General features: G+C 62.9%; 20 protein-coding genes. 12 read left to right on the top strand and 8 right to left on the bottom strand.

Features of this window, described 5'->3' with window-relative positions; all coding sequences use genetic code 11:
- From JQ627_RS29195 to JQ627_RS29225, 7 genes are all read left to right on the top strand, one after another.
- Positions 1-645 (top strand): methyl-accepting chemotaxis protein (locus JQ627_RS29195; RefSeq protein ID WP_249143473.1); only part of this gene is annotated, 645 nt, incomplete at its 5' end.
- Between the two features lie 138 nt (positions 646-783).
- Complete coding sequence (locus JQ627_RS29200; RefSeq protein WP_212487835.1) at positions 784-1,638, top strand: protein-glutamate O-methyltransferase CheR; 855 nt, start codon at positions 784-786, stop codon at positions 1,636-1,638.
- Between the two features lie 16 nt (positions 1,639-1,654).
- Positions 1,655-2,746 (top strand): chemotaxis response regulator protein-glutamate methylesterase, encoded by a 1,092-nt coding sequence (locus JQ627_RS29205; protein WP_212487836.1) that lies wholly within the window; start codon positions 1,655-1,657, stop codon positions 2,744-2,746.
- A gap of 5 nt (positions 2,747-2,751) precedes the next feature.
- Positions 2,752-4,479, top strand: coding sequence for a chemotaxis protein (locus JQ627_RS29210; protein WP_212487837.1), 1,728 nt, complete (start codon positions 2,752-2,754; stop codon positions 4,477-4,479).
- A 149-nt stretch (positions 4,480-4,628) separates the two neighbouring features.
- The gene (locus tag JQ627_RS29215) at positions 4,629-5,075 is read left to right on the top strand and encodes a hypothetical protein (RefSeq protein ID WP_212487838.1); all 447 of its coding nucleotides are present in this window, start codon (positions 4,629-4,631) and stop codon (positions 5,073-5,075) included.
- Positions 5,076-5,269: 194 nt separating this feature from the next.
- A complete protein-coding gene (locus tag JQ627_RS29220) occupies positions 5,270-5,485 on the top strand; it encodes a hypothetical protein (RefSeq protein WP_249143474.1) in 216 nt (71 codons plus the stop codon).
- A 127-nt stretch (positions 5,486-5,612) separates the two neighbouring features.
- Complete coding sequence (locus tag JQ627_RS29225) at positions 5,613-6,041, top strand: CHRD domain-containing protein (RefSeq protein ID WP_212487840.1); 429 nt, start codon at positions 5,613-5,615, stop codon at positions 6,039-6,041.
- Positions 6,042-6,099: 58 nt separating this feature from the next.
- Here the strand turns inward: JQ627_RS29225 and JQ627_RS29230 are convergent, their stop codons facing one another.
- The 6 genes from JQ627_RS29230 to JQ627_RS39815 all read right to left on the bottom strand — a co-directional run bounded on the left by JQ627_RS29230 (position 6,100) and on the right by JQ627_RS39815 (position 9,876).
- Complete coding sequence (locus tag JQ627_RS29230; protein ID WP_212487841.1) at positions 6,100-6,465, bottom strand: VanZ family protein; 366 nt, start codon at positions 6,463-6,465, stop codon at positions 6,100-6,102.
- Between the two features lie 110 nt (positions 6,466-6,575).
- Positions 6,576-8,168 carry an EAL domain-containing protein gene (locus tag JQ627_RS29235; protein ID WP_212487842.1) on the bottom strand — a complete coding sequence of 531 codons (1,593 nt, stop codon included), beginning with the start codon at positions 8,166-8,168 and terminating at the stop codon, positions 6,576-6,578.
- Between the two features lie 160 nt (positions 8,169-8,328).
- The gene (locus JQ627_RS29240; protein WP_212487843.1) at positions 8,329-8,493 is read right to left on the bottom strand and encodes a hypothetical protein; all 165 of its coding nucleotides are present in this window, start codon (positions 8,491-8,493) and stop codon (positions 8,329-8,331) included.
- A 128-nt stretch (positions 8,494-8,621) separates the two neighbouring features.
- The gene (locus JQ627_RS29245; RefSeq protein WP_212487844.1) at positions 8,622-8,873 is read right to left on the bottom strand and encodes a hypothetical protein; all 252 of its coding nucleotides are present in this window, start codon (positions 8,871-8,873) and stop codon (positions 8,622-8,624) included.
- Between the two features lie 224 nt (positions 8,874-9,097).
- Positions 9,098-9,283: a hypothetical protein gene (locus JQ627_RS29250; protein ID WP_212487957.1), complete on the bottom strand. Its 186-nt coding sequence runs from the start codon at positions 9,281-9,283 to the stop codon at positions 9,098-9,100.
- Positions 9,284-9,603: 320 nt separating this feature from the next.
- Entirely contained in the window at positions 9,604-9,876 is a 273-nt protein-coding gene (locus JQ627_RS39815) for a hypothetical protein (protein ID WP_409363825.1), read from the bottom strand.
- 244 nt (positions 9,877-10,120) lie between these two features.
- Here JQ627_RS39815 and JQ627_RS29260 point away from each other — a divergent pair, with 244 nt between their 5' ends.
- The 3 genes from JQ627_RS29260 (at position 10,121) to JQ627_RS29270 (ending at position 11,554) form a co-directional block, all read left to right on the top strand.
- Entirely contained in the window at positions 10,121-10,408 is a 288-nt protein-coding gene (locus tag JQ627_RS29260; protein WP_212487958.1) for a hypothetical protein, read from the top strand.
- Between the two features lie 393 nt (positions 10,409-10,801).
- Positions 10,802-11,080 (top strand): hypothetical protein, encoded by a 279-nt coding sequence (locus JQ627_RS29265; protein ID WP_249143475.1) that lies wholly within the window; start codon positions 10,802-10,804, stop codon positions 11,078-11,080.
- A 51-nt stretch (positions 11,081-11,131) separates the two neighbouring features.
- The gene (locus JQ627_RS29270; protein ID WP_212487847.1) at positions 11,132-11,554 is read left to right on the top strand and encodes a hypothetical protein; all 423 of its coding nucleotides are present in this window, start codon (positions 11,132-11,134) and stop codon (positions 11,552-11,554) included.
- A 28-nt stretch (positions 11,555-11,582) separates the two neighbouring features.
- Here JQ627_RS29270 and JQ627_RS29275 read toward each other — a convergent pair whose 3' ends face one another.
- Positions 11,583-12,317 (bottom strand): metallophosphoesterase family protein, encoded by a 735-nt coding sequence (locus JQ627_RS29275; RefSeq protein ID WP_212487848.1) that lies wholly within the window; start codon positions 12,315-12,317, stop codon positions 11,583-11,585.
- A 159-nt stretch (positions 12,318-12,476) separates the two neighbouring features.
- Positions 12,477-12,755, bottom strand: coding sequence for a hypothetical protein (locus JQ627_RS29280; RefSeq protein ID WP_312015817.1), 279 nt, complete (start codon positions 12,753-12,755; stop codon positions 12,477-12,479).
- A 347-nt stretch (positions 12,756-13,102) separates the two neighbouring features.
- Here JQ627_RS29280 and JQ627_RS29285 point away from each other — a divergent pair, with 347 nt between their 5' ends.
- Both JQ627_RS29285 and JQ627_RS29290 read left to right on the top strand, forming a co-directional pair.
- Positions 13,103-14,527 (top strand): undecaprenyl-phosphate glucose phosphotransferase, encoded by a 1,425-nt coding sequence (locus JQ627_RS29285; RefSeq protein WP_249143476.1) that lies wholly within the window; start codon positions 13,103-13,105, stop codon positions 14,525-14,527.
- 141 nt (positions 14,528-14,668) lie between these two features.
- Positions 14,669-15,778: a glycosyl hydrolase 53 family protein gene (locus JQ627_RS29290; protein WP_212487850.1), complete on the top strand. Its 1,110-nt coding sequence runs from the start codon at positions 14,669-14,671 to the stop codon at positions 15,776-15,778.
- Positions 15,779-15,797 lie beyond the last annotated feature (19 nt).

Genomic DNA, 15,797 nt, shown 5'->3' on the forward strand with positions numbered 1-15,797 from the left:
ATCACGATCGTGCAGGAGATCGCGCGCCAGACCGATCTGCTCGCGCTCAACGCCGCGGTCGAGGCCGCGCGCGCCGGGGAGCATGGCAAGGGCTTTGCGGTGGTCGCCTCCGAAGTACGCAAGCTTGCCGAACGCAGCCAGGCGGCCGCGGCCGAGATCGGCACGCTGTCGACTGAAACCGTCAAGGTTGCGCAGGAAGCCGGCAATATGCTTTCCAAGCTCGTCCCCGACATCAAGAGGACGGCGGAGCTCGTCGAGGAAATCACCGCCGCCTGCCGCGAGCAGGACGTCGGTTCGGCCCAGATCAACCAGGCAATCCAGCAGCTCGACAAGGTCGGCCAGCAGAATGCCAGCGCGTCCGAGCAGGTGTCCTCGACCTCGGAAGAGCTGGCCTCGCAGGCCGAACAGCTTCAGTCGACCATCGCCTATTTCCGTATCGAGCAGGGACGCAGCCAGGCGGCTGCACCGATCGACCGCGCGGTCAATCAGCTCCGCGCCAAGGCGGCGACCATGGCGGCCGTCGAGCGTCCGGCCAAGAAGCCGCAGGCCAGGCCGGCGCGCGCCGTGAGGGCGGCCGGTGGCGGCGGCTTCGCTTTCGACATGAACGATGGCGAGGACGATCGGGACGCTGATTTCCAGCGCTGAGACGATTTAAGGGATCGGCCTGCCCGTCACGGGTGGGCCGATCCGCCCTCAGTAACTGCGTAGACGTGTAGGATTCAGGATGGCCCGTTTGGCCCGACATTCATTGCAGGCGGCCATCGCGGATCGGGGCATTCAGCCATGATGCCCGCCGTGCAGGATACGGCCGTCCATCTGTCGGACCGTCACTTCCGGACCATTGCCGAATTGATCGAGGGCCAGGTCGGCATCAAGCTGCCGCAGGGCAAGCGGCTGATGCTGGAGGGGAGGCTGCACAAGCGCGTACGCGCGCTGAACTTTTCCGACCTCAACGAATATGTCGACAACCTGTTCGAGGCCGAACATTTCGACACCGAGCTCACCCATCTCATCGACGTGGTGACGACCAACAAGACCGACTTCTTCCGTGAGCCGCAGCACTTCACCTTTATGCGAGAGGTCGCAATCCCCGCTCTGCTGAAATCGCATGGCCGCAGGAATGCGAACCTGAAGATCTGGAGCTCGGCAAGCTCCACCGGCATGGAAGCCTACACCACCGCCATGGTGCTGGACGACATGACGCGGAACGGCTCGCGGTTTCAGTACCGCATCCTCGGGACGGACATTTCGACCGCGGTGCTGCGCCTTGCCAAGACCGCGATCTACACCCGCGACGTGCTTGCTCCGGTGCCGGAGCCCTTCGTGAAACGGTATTTTTTGTCGTCGCGGGACAAGTCGCGCGGCGAGGTGCGTGTGGTGCCGGAATTACGGCGCATGACGCATTTCATGCGGATGAACCTCATGGATGCGTCCTATCCCGTCGATCGCGACGTGGACATCATCTTCTGCCGCAACGTCCTGATCTATTTCGAGCGCGAGACGCAGCGCAAGGTGATCGAGCAATTGTGCAGCCATTTGCGGCCAGGCGGTTATCTTCTGGTCGGCCATTCGGAATCGATGATTCACAGTGCCGTGCCGGGTTTGAAGCAAGTTCAGCCAACCATTTTCAAGGTCTAGCCGGAGCGCAACCAAAATGCCGAGGGAGAAAGTTCGCGTACTGATCGTGGACGATTCGGCGTCGGTGCGCCAAATCCTGCAAACGATCCTCAACGACGATCCTGACATCGAGGTGATGGGGACGGCCTCGGATCCGTTCGCGGCGGCGCGCCGCCTCCAGAACGAAATCCCGGATGTCATGATCCTCGACCTGGAAATGCCGCGCATGGACGGCATGACGTTCCTGCGCAAGATCATGGCGCAGCGTCCGATCCCGGTGATCATCTGCTCCTCGCTCACCGAGGAAGGTTCGAACGTGATGTTCGAGGCGTTCGAGGCGGGCGCGGTCGACATCGTGCCGAAGCCGAAGATCGACACGCGGCAGGCGCTACTCGAATGCTCGACGCGGCTGCGCGAGGCCGTGAAATCGGCAGCGCGCGCGCGGGTGCGGCCGCGCTCGGAGCGTCGGGGGATCGAGAAGAAGCTCACGGCCGACGCCATCATCCCGCCGCCGGTGCAGGGCAGGGTCCGGCCGACGACGGAGCGCATCGTATGCATCGGTGCATCGACCGGCGGGACCGAAGCGCTCAACGACGTCCTCGAGATGCTGCCGCCGCACTGCCCTCCCATTGTCATCGTCCAGCACATGCCGGCAGGGTTCACCGCAGCCTTCGCCAGGCGCCTCGACAGCGTCTGCCAGGTCCGCGTCAAGGAAGCCGAGGACGGCGAGCCGGTGCTGCCGGGCTGCGCCTATATCGCGCCGGGCGCCCGTCACATGCTGCTCCAGCGCATCGGCCTGCGTTACCAGATCGCGATCAAGGACGGCCCGCCGGTGTCGCGGCATCGGCCCTCGGTCGACGTGCTGTTTCGCTCCGCGGCCCAGCATGCCGGCGCCAATGCGCTCGGCGTGATCATGACGGGTATGGGCGACGACGGCGCGCGCGGCATGCTGGAGATGCGCAAGCTCGGCGCCTCGACGCGCGCGCAGGACGAGGAGAGCTGCGTGGTGTTCGGCATGCCCAAGGAAGCCATCGCGCATGGCGGTGTCGAGAAGGTGGTCTCGCTGCATCATATCCCGCGCGAGATCTTGCTCTGGTATCAGGCCGGACACGTTGCGGTGGCAGGTTGATTGCGATGTCCGCCATTCCGGCCAACACGCTCGCTGAAGCGACCGCTGCGATCGAGGATGTCTCGTCGCGGATCGAGGACGTCTTCGCGCAGGTCGGCCACGAGCTCGGTCGCGGCCACCTCATCTTCAAGGAGCTGAACCAGGGCCTCGCGACGCTCTCGGAGGAACTCTCCGGCGCCGAGATCGAGGGTGCGGCCACCGCGTTGAAGGAGATCGCCGCGCGGCTCGGCGAGCTCGCAGAGGCGCTGCCGGCCGAGAGCGCCCTGCTTGCGACGATCGGCACGAGCACGACGGAGGCGTCCTCGCTGCTCAAGCCGCTGTTCAAGCACATCCAGATGATCACCATCATCGCACGCAGCGCGCGGATCGAGGCGGCTTCGCTCGACGGCGATCGCGAGGGCTTTCTCGCCTTCACGCAGGAGGCTTACGACCTCGGCAAGGCCGTGCAGCAATCGATCGAAGGCTGCGCGAAGGATCAGCAGAGACTGTCGGAAGCCGTCGCTGCCGCGTCCGCCCGGCAGAAGGAGTTCGAGAGCCGCTACGGCAAGCAATTGGTCTCGGAGAGCTCCGCGCTTGGTGAAGCCTATTCGGGCCTGCGTGACCAGCGGCGTAACAGCAGCCAGCTTGCCGATCTCGCCAGCACCAGCACGAAGAAGATCGCCGAGGCGGTCGGTGGCGCGATCATCTCCTTGCAGGCCGGCGACAGCACGCGTCAGCGCCTCGAGCATGTCTGTCACGGTCTCGGACTTGCCTCGGGATCGTCCCCGAGCCTCGTTCCTGAACCAGTCATGAGCGACGACGGCGCGCGCGCGATCTGCCAGTTGCAGGCGGCCCTGCTGCGGGATGCCCAGCGTGAATTCGGCGGCGACATCGGCCAGATCGTTCGCGCACTCACCGCCATCCTGCACGATGCGGGCAATGTCGTCGGCCATGGCCGCACGCTGTTCGGCGACGAGGATGGCGGCTCATCATCGTTCCTGGCGCGCATCAAGCAGGCGCTGGCACATGCCTCGACCCTGATCGCCACCTGCGAGAGCGCCGGCCGTTCGGTCGACGAGGCGCTCGCCATCGTCGAGGACACGCTGGCAAAGTTTCGCCAGGCGATCGCCGGGCTCGCCGAGGCGACCGTCGATATCACCCTGATCGGAATGAATGCCGGCCTCAAGGCAAGCCATCTCGGCAGCCGCGGCAGCGCTTTCGTCGTGATCGCCAACGAGCTCAAGGCGACCGCCGACCAGGTCTCTGTGGGCGCGGGGCGCTTGCGGCCTGTGCTCGACGGCATCGAGCGCTCGGCGAACGAGCTGAAGGAGCTCCGCGTGCAGGGCGATCCCACGCAGCTCGCCAAATTCGAGCCGCAGATCCTCCAGGCGCTGCGCGAGGTCGAGGTCGGCAACGAGCGGCTCGGCAAGCTGATGGGCCGGCTCATCGATGAAGGCGCGGAATTCGAAGGCCTGATGAATTCGGCGCATGGTCTGATGAATTCGCTAGGCGAGAGCTCCGCGGCCTTGCCAGCGGTTGCTGCGCGCCTCGAGACCGCGAGCGCTGGCGCGCAGCGGCCGCAGCCGGAGGCGCAGGATCAGGCGATGCTCGACGATCTCTTCGCGCGCTACACGATGGAGCGCGAGCGGGACGTTCACCGCGAATTCTTGCAAACGCTTGGCCTTGCGTCGATCGCCGCCACGCGTCGCGTCGAAGCGGTCGAGACCGCGGATGACGGCATAGAGTTATTTTGACGTTCGCCGCCGGCGTCGCGCGTCGGCGGCAATTCGATGGATTGGGTTTTCGGGGCATTAACCTTGCCCGAAGGGCCGGCCGTTAGGTCATTGTCGCGCCCCAGAGTTGGTCGCAAATACAGGTCAATTTTCACGTCGGGAAATTCCCCATGCTGAGAGACGGTAAATACGCTGCCTGGTTCAGGACCCCCCGTGGTCAGGGCACCGGCATCGTGGATCTGGCCGAGGGCCGGATCTCGGGCCGCGACAGCTTCTTTACCTATGGTGGTTCCTACCGCGTCGATGAGCGCCACTTCTCGGCCGTCCTGACCGTGAACCGGCATTCTGACGGCCCGCTGAGCGTGTTTGGGCCTGATGAGGTCGAGGTCGAACTCTCGGGTGTGTGCAACGGCCTGGTGGCGACCTGTTCGGGAACGGCCAAGGAAGCGCCCGACGTGAAGTTCGAGGCGACGCTGATCTACAGCCAGGAAGATGCGCCGGCAGCCGACGCCAAATGCGCGGTCGTGAAGCTCAATGCGGACAAGCTGCCCAAGGGCCTCGACGGCCGGTCCCGGCCACGTCATCCGTTCACGCCGCCCAAAGCGCCAGTGTCCTGAAGCGCTGGCGTCTTAGGTTTGCATTGACGCTGTTGTCGCGAAAACACCGCCCGGCCGCATCGCGGCAACCGTGCCTTTAGAGGTGAAATCTAGGTTGGCGCCCACAACAAAAGACGGACAGGGACATGCCTCAGATCTGGATGACATATGACGAACTCGCGACACTCGGCGGTTGTAGCGCGGCCGAGGCTAGGATGCAGGCGATGCATCTGTCGCTCGATCGCCGTAAGAGCCGCGACGGGAACACCCGCGTCAAGCTGAACCTCGCCTTGATGGCACGGTTCTTCGAAACCATCCGCGACGCCGAATTCGACCTCGATGACGCGATCGCGGCGTTGCGTGATGCCCATCGGCAGATGTCCGGGGTTCTTTCGGCCGGCCAGCCGGGCTTGCGGCGCGGAGTGGCTTGAGTTCGCGGCGCCGGCAGCAGTCGGGCCGCTTCGAATCAGGCATAATCGTCCAGCCGGAATTTGGCGCGACCGCCGGTGTTTCACACCGGACCGGGAAGGCCAATATGGTCACGGCTGGGAGGATGCCATGAAGAGAGCTCTGTACCTGGCGGGTGCGATCGTTTTTGCGCTCCCGCTCGGCTTTGCGACGGTCGCCAGCGCCGAGATGGTCAAATTGCAGGCGGAGCTCAAGGGCAGCAGCGAAGTGCCGCCCAACACCAGTTCTGGTTCCGGCAAGGCGGAAGCGACGTACGATACGGACACGAAGGTTCTGACCTACACAGTCAGCTATGCAGGTCTCAGCGGGCCTGCGCTGGGCGCGCATTTCCATGGACCCAGCGAGCCCGGCAAGAATGCCGGCATCGCGCTTCCGTTCAAGTCGGCGCAAAGCCCGATCGAGGGCACGGCGACCCTCACCGAGACCCAGGCCGCGGATCTCCTCGCCGGCAAGTGGTACGCGAACATCCACACGGCCGCCAATCCTGGCGGCGAGCTGCGTGGGCAGATGGCGAAGTAGGGACTTCGTTTCGTTCGTGCATTGCGTGGACGTTGGCGGACCGCTGCGCGCGGCAGTCCTAGGACGGCGATCTGGGCAGGAAAGCCAGGATCGTCTGGGCCAGCAGGACGCCGACGGTGCCGCCGGCCGCCTTCTGCAACACATCTATGAACCGGGGATCGCGATCCGGCGTCACCGCCTGCAAGACTTCGAGCCCGACCGCAACTGCGACCACGAAAGTGCAGGCCAGTTTGACGCGCCCCGGCAGCAGGAACGATAGCAGGAGGCCCAACAGCCCGTAGGCGCTGAAGCGCTCGATGACGACGACCCAGTAAGCCTCCGCGTGACCGGCGAGCGCCGGCCTGCCCGCGAGCTTGGCGAGCGTCGCATAAATGATGAGCGCGAGGCAGATTGCAGCGGCTGCAGTGAGATGGTTGCGGCGCATGGCACCAGCATAGCCGTTCGGCCGGCCGGCCGCTTTCGAAAGCGGAGAACATCGTTAAGGTCTGTACACTCCGGAGGGCAGCTTGTCCGAATCCGGGCCAGCGGGCGCGGTCAGGCCACCAGAGCCGCGCCGTCGATCGGAGCTGCGGCGGCAATCGCGGCGCGTCGGGAGGCGACCAGTTCGCTGAACTTCGTGAAGGGCAGGGGCGCGGCGACGAGATAGCCTTGGCCTTCCTCGACCCCGCACGAGATCAGCGCGCAGACCTGCTCCTCGGTTTCGACGCCTTCGGCGACGACTGTCATGTGGAAATCCCTGGCGAGCGCCACCAGCATCTCCACGATCGTCGTCGTCGAGGCGTCCGCCGTGACCGTGTCGACGAAGAACTTGTCGATCTTGATGGTGTTGGCACCGAGCCCCTTCAGCCGCGACAGGCCGCTGTGGCCGACGCCGACGTCGTCGATGGCGACGCGGAAGCCGTAATCGCGCAGCTCGCGCACCACCGCGGCGGCGCGTGCGAGATCATCGAGCTCGTCGCGCTCCGTCACTTCGATCACGATCTGCCGCGCGGAGACTTTTGCCGCGGCGACGTTGCTGCGCAGGGTCTCGACGAAGCCGGTACTCAAGAGGTGCTTTGGCACGACGTTGAACGACAGCTTGAACTCCTTGTCGGCCTTGAGATGCGGCTGGAGGTCGGCCAGCGCGCGGCAGAGAATCTGCCAGGTCATGGCTTCGATGCGTCCGCTGGATTCCGCCAGCGGAATGAAGTTCATCGGCGGGACGATGGTGCCGTCCTCGCGCAGCCAGCGCGCCAGGATCTCGCAGCCGTTGATGCGGCCTGTTCTGAGATCGAAGATCGGCTGGAAATACGGCCTGAATTCGCCGCGTGCGAGAGCGCGATCGAGATCGGCGACAGGACCCTCGACGCGCCGGGTCCGCGACAACAGGACCCCGAACAGCACGCCGAGTGCAAGTGCAACGGCCATCGCCGGCCAGTAGGCCTCGGTGTTCCAGGTCGAGAGCACGGTCCTGTTGATGCGGATGACCGTGCGCAGGGGATAGCGCGTCGAGCTCTTTGCGAACTCCACCGGATGCGACAGCGCCTTGTCGGGGTCGAGGATGAATTTGCCGAGCTGTGCACCGTTGTTGAGCGCCAGCAGCACCTCGCCATGCGCGCGAAGCTCGGCCGGCATGATGTCGAACAGGCTGGCATTGACGCCAAGGATCGCAACCAGCGCTTTCCTGTTGCCGATGTCCCTGAGCACGCCGAGCGCGTCACCGCCGAACTGCTCGACCCGGAACAGCATCAGCCTGGAATCGCGCGAGGCGAGCATGTCGCCGCGCTCGACCCAGCCCTTGTCGAATTCGAGCGTCTCCGAATAGGCCGAGCAGATCACCGAGCCATCCGAATTGACGAGACGGACGTCCTTCACGGCGGAGCGCTGATAGACGTGCAGGCGGATGGCCTGAAGCGAGCCCGGATCGCATGTGGCAAGCCCGCGGCCCGCGAGCTTGTCGAGGCTTGCGGCTGCGAAATCGACCGCGAATTCGGACCGGCGCAGCACGACCTCGGTCAGTTCGTCGAGGTGGTGCGCCTGCTGGTTGTGGATGAAGCGGGTCGCGGCGAAGTGACCGGCGAGGGCGAACGCCGCCATGCTCGCAAGCACGAGCGCCGCCAATGTGAATTTCGGCCGTGCCGATGCCATCCCGGCCTGCGGGCTTAGGAGAAGATGACCCGAATCCTAACCGCCGAGGCGCTAAGATAAGGTTTAGAACCACTGCTCCCCGTCCCATGAACCGGAGTTCACAGGCGGCCCCGATGCGGATCGGTTCCTGAAGGTCTTTCCGGCGATTGTCCCGGCAACGTCAAACGTGGCGGTACAGTCGCGATTTCACGCGGACGGTGCTGAGTTGGCGGGGGCTGGCATTGATCTGCCAGTCCTTCGGCTGGGTCACCCACAGCCGCGCCACCATGAACAGGATGTTGATGCCGAGCCAGGTCGACATCCCGATAAGGAAAGAGTTTGCCATGCCGGCCCGCCTCCCGCGTTTGTTTCGGAAACAATGCGGAGGGCGGCCGAGAGTTCCGCTTTCGGCAACGGGCAGGCCTGCAGCAACGTGCCCGACGGCGTGACCAAGCCGTGAGCAGGGACCGATGTTCAACGCCGATTGTAGGACCAGCCCTTGTCGACATTGGTCGGGTAATGGGCCGCGAAGTACGGATTCTTGAGGCAGTTTCGCGCGGGATCGTAGATCCAGTCGGCGCATTCCCGGAAGTTCAGGAATCGGCAGTCGAAGCCAAAAGCGCACCACGGCGCGCCGTTCGGAAATCCGAACCGCACGGGGACTTGCGCCGACGCCACTGAAGGTAGAGCCAGGAGCAAAGCTACGGCGAGTGCGCGGGACAACATGGTGTACTTCCTCCAACAATCTATCAAACTGAGACCGAAGCCGGTCCGGCGACCGTTCTGCGCCGAAAAGGGACGATGTTCAATCTTCATCGTTGGATAGTCTAACATCCGGGCGCGGCGAGATCGAGAGCGCTGAATGCGATCGACCTGTGTCGATTGGCATCTGCCATTCATCGATTGATGAGGCAGACGCGCCCGTCCGTGAAGTGTCCGCGCGGCGGACGCTAGCCCTTCTTGGAGCCCTTGGATTTCAGCGACAGGCCGAGGCGCAAGGCCATGCGCTTGATCGCATCGGGCGAGCGCCCGAGAAGTTTTGCTGCCTCTTCCAGCGAAGTCGAAGACTTGGCCAATTCCATCAGCCGGCGGTCTTCCTTGAACGACCAGGGCCTGCGCGCCATAACCGAATTCATCCTCTCGTCGACACAACGACAAAGCCGCCAAGCGGACCCATGTTCGCTCGACGGCTTTGCTTGGGTGGGGCCGGGCCTGGGGGAGCCCGGTGCGAAGATGGATATGCGATCCGCTGGCATTCGCAACAAACACCGCGGATTAAGCTAACTGCTCAACCTTACCGGGATGAAATCGGTGCGCAGCGCTCCGTATAACCACGGAGTTTCGCTAACCAAGATCGATCTGCGCGCTTTGATGGTGGCATCGAGGCTGTCCTGCCACCCACGTCCGGTTGTCGCAGAGCCGGTGCGCGGACTTCGCAAGCTCGCGCTCGAAATCCTCAGGAGGGTGCCAGCCGATATCCGAAGACCACGACTCCGCGTCTCGGGCTGCGGCAAGGCTCGGCATCTCCGCCAATCCGCGGACTGTTCTGATGAGTACAGGAGAAGCGCGGGCCGATCCCGAAGCCGTCGCCGAGCAGCGGCCGAAACAGCGACTGGTCCTGCGGCGTGGTGGTGATGAGGATATTCCTGCTAACGGCGAACGTCAGGATGGATCGCAGGCACTGGATCATCGGCTTGCCGAAGACGGGCAGGGGCTGCTTGGACACCACGTCGGTGATGGAGGAGAGCAGGGAACCCGTTCGCTGCCAGGATGATGTCCTTCAATGTTCTTGAGCTTAGGCCGGCACTCTCCTCTTGAGAGTGGATGGCGCGGGCGTTGCTGGCGTCAACACTTGTGCGCGATTGGGAACTATTTGCTTCGGGATCACGACATAGATTCGAACGATCAACTTGAATTGAATCGGCGCGGTTGGTCGTAACGGCTTCGAACGAGAATGAATCCGATCGCGATGCATGCGGCAGCAATCCCGACGAGCAGCATTGCACTCTTCTCGGTTGAGTCGTCACGAGATCGTCGAATTCGTTCGGCTATGGTGCGCGCGCACGAACACGAACAAATCAAAATCAACAATCAAGAAGACCGAGATGCTTCAAAAAGCGCGAGCGGCACTTCCTCTCACGAAGCTCAGAGAGCGGGCGTTTGAAGGCGCCTTTTTCAGCGTTGCGCTGATCGCGATGGCGGGATGGGTATATTTCATCACGCTGTTGCTGGTGCGATTGTTCCTCTGGTTCTTCGGTTGACGCACGAGTCGGATCACCTCGCATGCAGGGTGCTGCCCAAAAAATCCCTGGCATGACGAGAAAATCAGCGGCGGTGATCATGATGTCGACACAACTCGAAGATGAGACTGCCTGTGTCACTGGAACGAATTGCGAATGATGCTGCTTGCGATCCTGGTCTCGCTCCTCGTTGGCTTTGGCGCAGGCTACGCGACGTGCGCGGTACGGCCTCGCGAGCTCGCGGAGCGTCATCCGTTCCATCGTCCCTACAGCCCCACCGCGTTACGGCAGAATAGTTCATTGGCGAGGGCGGGGCGTGCATTCTGAGGATTTACAACCGGCGTGCCGTTCTCGTATTGCGGCTCGCATGGCGGCGGAGGGAGGTGGATCATGACGGGATTTCGGGGAGACGCCATGACGAGCCCGACGAACAACGCGCCACGCCGGTATTTCGTCGACGGCGGAGGTCGCCGCGTCCTGATCGGCCTGACGCCGGAGGAGACGTTCGAGTTCGAGCGGCTCGACAGCGAGCAGGTGCCCGGCGAGGTACAGGCTGCACCCGACGGCCGCAATGTGTGGCCGGATGCCGGGGAGCGGCGCAGGCTTGAGCTCTATGAGAAGCACGAGGGGGCCTGGCGGGCCTGGATGGCGCAAAGCCGCACCGAGCGGCGGGAGGGATTCAACCTTTGTTAACCATCCCGGGCCCATTTTCTGGTCTGGCGCCTCGAACCGGAAAATGCACCCATGTTTCAGCTCTTCCTGCGGGCCCGCACCCATAACTTCCTGAAAGATCGTTTCGGGGGAGAACAGACCTTTCGCGCGCGCTCGCCGGAGCGCGATGCCGAAACCGATCGCACGCGCATTGAAGCCATCATGATTGCGATCGACGACGCGCTGCATGCAGCGGAGCGCGAACAGTCGGGTCTCAACCGCCGGGTGGAGGATGTGCTGGCGCGCGCTGCGGTGACGATCGGCAACGGCGACGACGAATATCTCGAGCGCGAGGCGCTCGACAATCACCACCAGGATCTGTTCGACAAGGAGATCCTGAACGGCCAGCGGCGGCTCAAGGAGCTCGGCGCCTCGATCGCCCATTTCAAGTTCCTGAAGGCAGCGATGCTGAGCCGCTTTCCGGAATACCGGCCTGCGGCAAGTCCCACCAACTGACGCTTGGTACGGCGCGCGAGCGAGGCAGCTAGATCGCGAGCATGCTGTTGCCCTGAATGGACAGCAGCGTCAGGTTTCCGGTGGCATAGGCCCCGGTATCGATGTTGGCCCGGTTCTCGAGCAGCTCGGCCTGCTTCACCGGCGTATGCCCGTGCACGACGTATTTGCCGAAGCGCCTGTTGCTCTGGAGGAACTCGTCCCTGATCCACAACAGGTCCTGCTCGCGCTGCTCGGAGAGCGGAATTCCGGGACGCACCCCTGCATGGACGAAGAAGAAATCGCCGCATGTGAAGGTCGGCCGCAACTGGCGCAGGAACGCGATGTGCTCCGGCGGCATCACGGATGTGAGCTCGCGCACCAGATCGGGCAACTCGTCCTTGCCAAGGCCGGGCGCGGCCGACACGCCGTACGACATCAGGGTCTGGAGCCCGCCGAACTGAAACCATTCGGCGGCGCGAGAGGGATCTTCCAGCACCGAGGTGAAGTAGGCCTCGTGATTGCCCTTGAGAAAGACGGTGTTGCGGCGGCGGCTGCGGTTGATCAGGAGGTCGAGGGTATGGCGCGAGTCCGGTCCGCGATCGATGTAGTCGCCGAGGAAGACCTCGATCGCGCGATACGGCCGGCTGTTCGCCATGTCCGCATCGATCACGGCGAACATCTGCTCGAGCAGATGTGCGCAGCCATGGATGTCGCTGATCGCATAGATGCGCACGCCGTTCGGTAGCTTCGGCCGGGGCGAATTTCGGGGCGCAATCGTGGACATGGGGTGCAACTCTTTCAAAGAGCTTCGCCCGAGATGTCAATATGCTATCGGCGAATTTGGGTGCCCGGACAGCTCTTTTTTCTACCCCTGCGGGCAAGCGTGCGCCTAGCCGATCATTCACCAGCTCTGCGAATCACCCGTCCCCAAGCTTGCGCGAGGCTAGCCGAAGCTGCGGCTGTCGAACGATGGTGCGGCCTTGCCGCGATAGGCTGCCGTTCGCGCACGGACCAGAACGGCGCCGCAGAAGTAGCCAAGCTGGAGCACCGATGCAAAGACGAGGATCGTCACGACGATGTGAGCTGAATCATGTCCCTGCCAGGCGGAGCCCGCACCAAGGATCGTCGCACCGAGAACGATGGCAGGTGGCAAGATGAAGATTCGGAATCGGCCTCCCAGCAATGATCCGATCAGCAGACTGAAAATGGCAACCGTACTCACGACGCAACTCCCCGAATTGGTCACGAGTGTTAATGGCCGCGGCCTAATAACGGCTTAAGCGGCATGGTTGAACAGCCGTTCAAATGCGCGCGACAATGCTGTGCGAAAATGACGCGATTTGGTACGAAACGCGGCGTGATGCCCGCTTAATTGTCACGTGTGTGACAGCAGTTTGAGCATTCTCTTGCTGTGACGCTGCATTGCATAAAAAATCGATTTGATTTTTTCGGTGCACTGCCGCAATGTCGCTTTGTTTAGTTAAGATATACTTCGGCGCACATCGAAAAATTTAGATCGATTGCTCGCAATTCTGATTGCGAATGGCGTGACGAGGCAGCGAGGTTCGGATGGCTGTAGCAACTTACGGTTCGGAAAACTATTATTCGGTTATATCGAACCGACGCGGTGCCCTCCAAAGACCCCTGCAAGTGGCTTTGATCGCCGGAGACTTCGTCGCCGTGCTGCTCAGCTATTTCGCGGCAAGCGGTCTGTATCGCGTGCTCGTGATCGAGCAGGACTCATCGGTCGGAGCAGGTCTGGTCGTCGGCGCGGTGTTCGTGACGATCGCCTATTTCCAGGGCGTCTACGATCACCATCGTCTGCTGCACACGGTCTGGCAGCTGCGCAAGGCCGTGGCGGTCTGGCTGATCTCGCTGACCATTCTCGCCGTCGAGGCGTTCCTGCTCAAATCGTCCGCGGACCTGTCGCGCGGAACCACGCTGCTGTTCGCCGCGACCGGCGGTGTTGCCCTGGGCGGGCTGCGCGTGTTGTGGCGTCTGGCGCTGACCTCGGGCTACGCCAAGGGCCGTCTGGTGGACCGCAAGGTCGTGCTGCTCAGCCTCAAGCCTCTCGATTTCACCTCGACCCGCTTCAAGGATCTGCGCAAGCACGGCTTCAACGTCGTGCGGCATTTCGTGCTCGATCCGTCTGAAGAGGGCGCGGGCTGGGATCGCGAGATTCGCGACATCACCCGTCAGGCACGCACGGCGGATGTAGAAGAATATCTCCTGGTCATCGACTGGGATGAGATGCCGCTTCTCCAGAAGCTGAGCCAGCACCTGCGCGTTGTTCCCCAGCCGATCCGCCTTCTGCCGGATTTCCCGATCGCCGATCTGGTTTCGCGTCCGTTCCAGCCCGTCAGCGGCACGGTCGCGATCGAGATCCAGCGTGCGCCGCTCAGCGTGTTCGAGCAGGCGCAGAAGCGCTGCCTCGACATCGGCCTTGCCTCATTCGCGCTTCTGTTGCTGGCGCCGCTGCTGATCACGGCCGCGATCATGATCAAGCTCGATTCCAAGGGCAAAGTGATCTTCAAGCAATCCCGGCGCGGCTTCAACGGCAAGCAATTCGATATCTGGAAGTTCCGCTCAATGACGGTGGCGGAGAACGGTCATGTCGTCACGCAGGCGACGAAGAGCGACGCGCGCGTGACCCGTGTCGGCCGCGTGCTGCGGCGGACCAGCATCGACGAACTGCCGCAGCTCTGGAACGTTCTGCGCGGCGAGATGTCGCTGGTCGGGCCGCGCCCGCATGCGCTCGCGCACGACAATTACTACGACCCGATCATCAGCAACTACGTGTACCGGCATCACATGAAGCCGGGCCTGACCGGTTGGGCCCAGGTCAACGGCTTCCGCGGCGAGACGCCGACTATCGATCTGATGGAAAAGCGGGTCGAGTACGACATCTGGTACGTCAGCAATTGGAGCATCTGGCTCGATATCAGGATCATCCTGAAGACCGCGCTGGCGTTGATCCATCAGGAAGCCTACTGAGGCAGGCCGACGTCGGGCGCGCGCTGTCGCGCCGGACCCGCGCGCAGTCCGTGCAGAGGGGGAACGGCCTGCATTTTGCAGCACACGATTCGTTGCTGCCCATCTGGCCATTTGGGCCACCCAAACGCTGAGCTTTGCAGATTGAACCATCCCCTCGCCAAGTTCGCCGTCTTCAAGTTCGCCGTCTTGCCGTTGCTGCTCGCCTTGGCGATCGTTGTGTCCTGTTCCGATGCGATGGCGTTGGAGTGGGGCGTCGGCGGGCCGCCGCAAAAGCGCAGGGACCTCGAGCCGATCTTCCAGCTGATGAAGTCGCGAGGCCTGACGCAATACAGGACTGGTCTCAACCTCACCCAGGATGCCGAGCCGGTCGAAGCACCGATGTTTCGGCAAACCATTGCGCTCGCCAGAAAATATTCGATCACGCTTCATCCCCTGATCAACTTCCCCTTCCGCTACGGTGACCGCACCGATAAGGGGCGGTACCCCAAGGGAGACCGGGACGCGCTCTACAGGCAGGGCTACGACCGCACCTACGCGTTCGTCCGGCAGTTCAAGGACGATGTGTTCGACTGGGAGCTTGAGAACGAGATCAACCTGCTCGCGCTCGATTCCGACGGGAAAAAGCTGTTCGGGCGCGGGATGACCGCGGCAGACTTCGAAATGCCAGTGATGGAAGACTGGGCGCAGGTGTTGCACGGCGCGTCCGATGCCATCGACCAGATCAACCGGGAGACCGGAAGCCATCTGCGCAAGGTGCTGAACACAACGTCGACAATGCTGGGCTTCCTCGACTTCATGGAGTCCCGGGGCGTGAAATACGACGTGATCTCCTACCACTACTACGAGGTGGCGGGGCAGAATCCGCATCGGCACTGGAATGGACGCAATCCGCCCTTCGATCTCTTCAAGAAGCTGGCGACCTATCACCGCCCGGTGACGTTCAATGAAGTCAATTGCGCCGAGATCTACAAGCCGGCCTATGGAAATCGGCCTGGTGACGCGCTGACGGAGCAATGCCTGCGGTCACTGCGGGACACCTTCCAATATCTGAAGAACCAGAAGGACGTCGAGATCGAGAGCGTGATGGTCTACGAGCTGTTCGACGAGCCGCAGAAGAAGCCGCCGGAGAACAGGTTCGGGCTGATGTACGAGATCGACAGGCCCAAGGTTGCGCTCTTCCTTCTTTCGGAATTTGCCGGCGGCCGTCTGTCGGCTGAAGAATCGAACGAGTTGAGAACCAGGGGACTGTAGCTTTCGGTCTCCGTGCAAA

Source organism: Bradyrhizobium liaoningense (genome assembly GCF_018130785.1).
Classification (GTDB): domain Bacteria; phylum Pseudomonadota; class Alphaproteobacteria; order Rhizobiales; family Xanthobacteraceae; genus Bradyrhizobium; species Bradyrhizobium liaoningense_A.

Bases quoted from the DNA above. Each gene is read 5' to 3' on its own strand.
- JQ627_RS29200 (WP_212487835.1), top strand. From the start codon at position 784: ATGATGCCCGCCGTGCAGGATACGGCCGTCCATCTGTCGGACCGTCAC.
- JQ627_RS29205 (WP_212487836.1), top strand. From the start codon at position 1,655: ATGCCGAGGGAGAAAGTTCGCGTACTGATCGTGGACGATTCGGCGTCG.
- JQ627_RS29210 (WP_212487837.1), top strand. From the start codon at position 2,752: ATGTCCGCCATTCCGGCCAACACGCTCGCTGAAGCGACCGCTGCGATC.
- JQ627_RS29215 (WP_212487838.1), top strand. From the start codon at position 4,629: ATGCTGAGAGACGGTAAATACGCTGCCTGGTTCAGGACCCCCCGTGGT.
- JQ627_RS29220 (WP_249143474.1), top strand. From the start codon at position 5,270: ATGCAGGCGATGCATCTGTCGCTCGATCGCCGTAAGAGCCGCGACGGG.
- JQ627_RS29225 (WP_212487840.1), top strand. From the start codon at position 5,613: ATGAAGAGAGCTCTGTACCTGGCGGGTGCGATCGTTTTTGCGCTCCCG.
- JQ627_RS29230 (WP_212487841.1), bottom strand. From the start codon at position 6,465: ATGCGCCGCAACCATCTCACTGCAGCCGCTGCAATCTGCCTCGCGCTC.
- JQ627_RS29235 (WP_212487842.1), bottom strand. From the start codon at position 8,168: ATGGCATCGGCACGGCCGAAATTCACATTGGCGGCGCTCGTGCTTGCG.
- JQ627_RS29240 (WP_212487843.1), bottom strand. From the start codon at position 8,493: ATGGCAAACTCTTTCCTTATCGGGATGTCGACCTGGCTCGGCATCAAC.
- JQ627_RS29245 (WP_212487844.1), bottom strand. From the start codon at position 8,873: ATGTTGTCCCGCGCACTCGCCGTAGCTTTGCTCCTGGCTCTACCTTCA.
- JQ627_RS29250 (WP_212487957.1), bottom strand. From the start codon at position 9,283: ATGAATTCGGTTATGGCGCGCAGGCCCTGGTCGTTCAAGGAAGACCGC.
- JQ627_RS29260 (WP_212487958.1), top strand. From the start codon at position 10,121: ATGCGGCAGCAATCCCGACGAGCAGCATTGCACTCTTCTCGGTTGAGT.
- JQ627_RS29265 (WP_249143475.1), top strand. From the start codon at position 10,802: ATGACGAGCCCGACGAACAACGCGCCACGCCGGTATTTCGTCGACGGC.
- JQ627_RS29270 (WP_212487847.1), top strand. From the start codon at position 11,132: ATGTTTCAGCTCTTCCTGCGGGCCCGCACCCATAACTTCCTGAAAGAT.
- JQ627_RS29275 (WP_212487848.1), bottom strand. From the start codon at position 12,317: ATGTCCACGATTGCGCCCCGAAATTCGCCCCGGCCGAAGCTACCGAAC.
- JQ627_RS29285 (WP_249143476.1), top strand. From the start codon at position 13,103: ATGGCTGTAGCAACTTACGGTTCGGAAAACTATTATTCGGTTATATCG.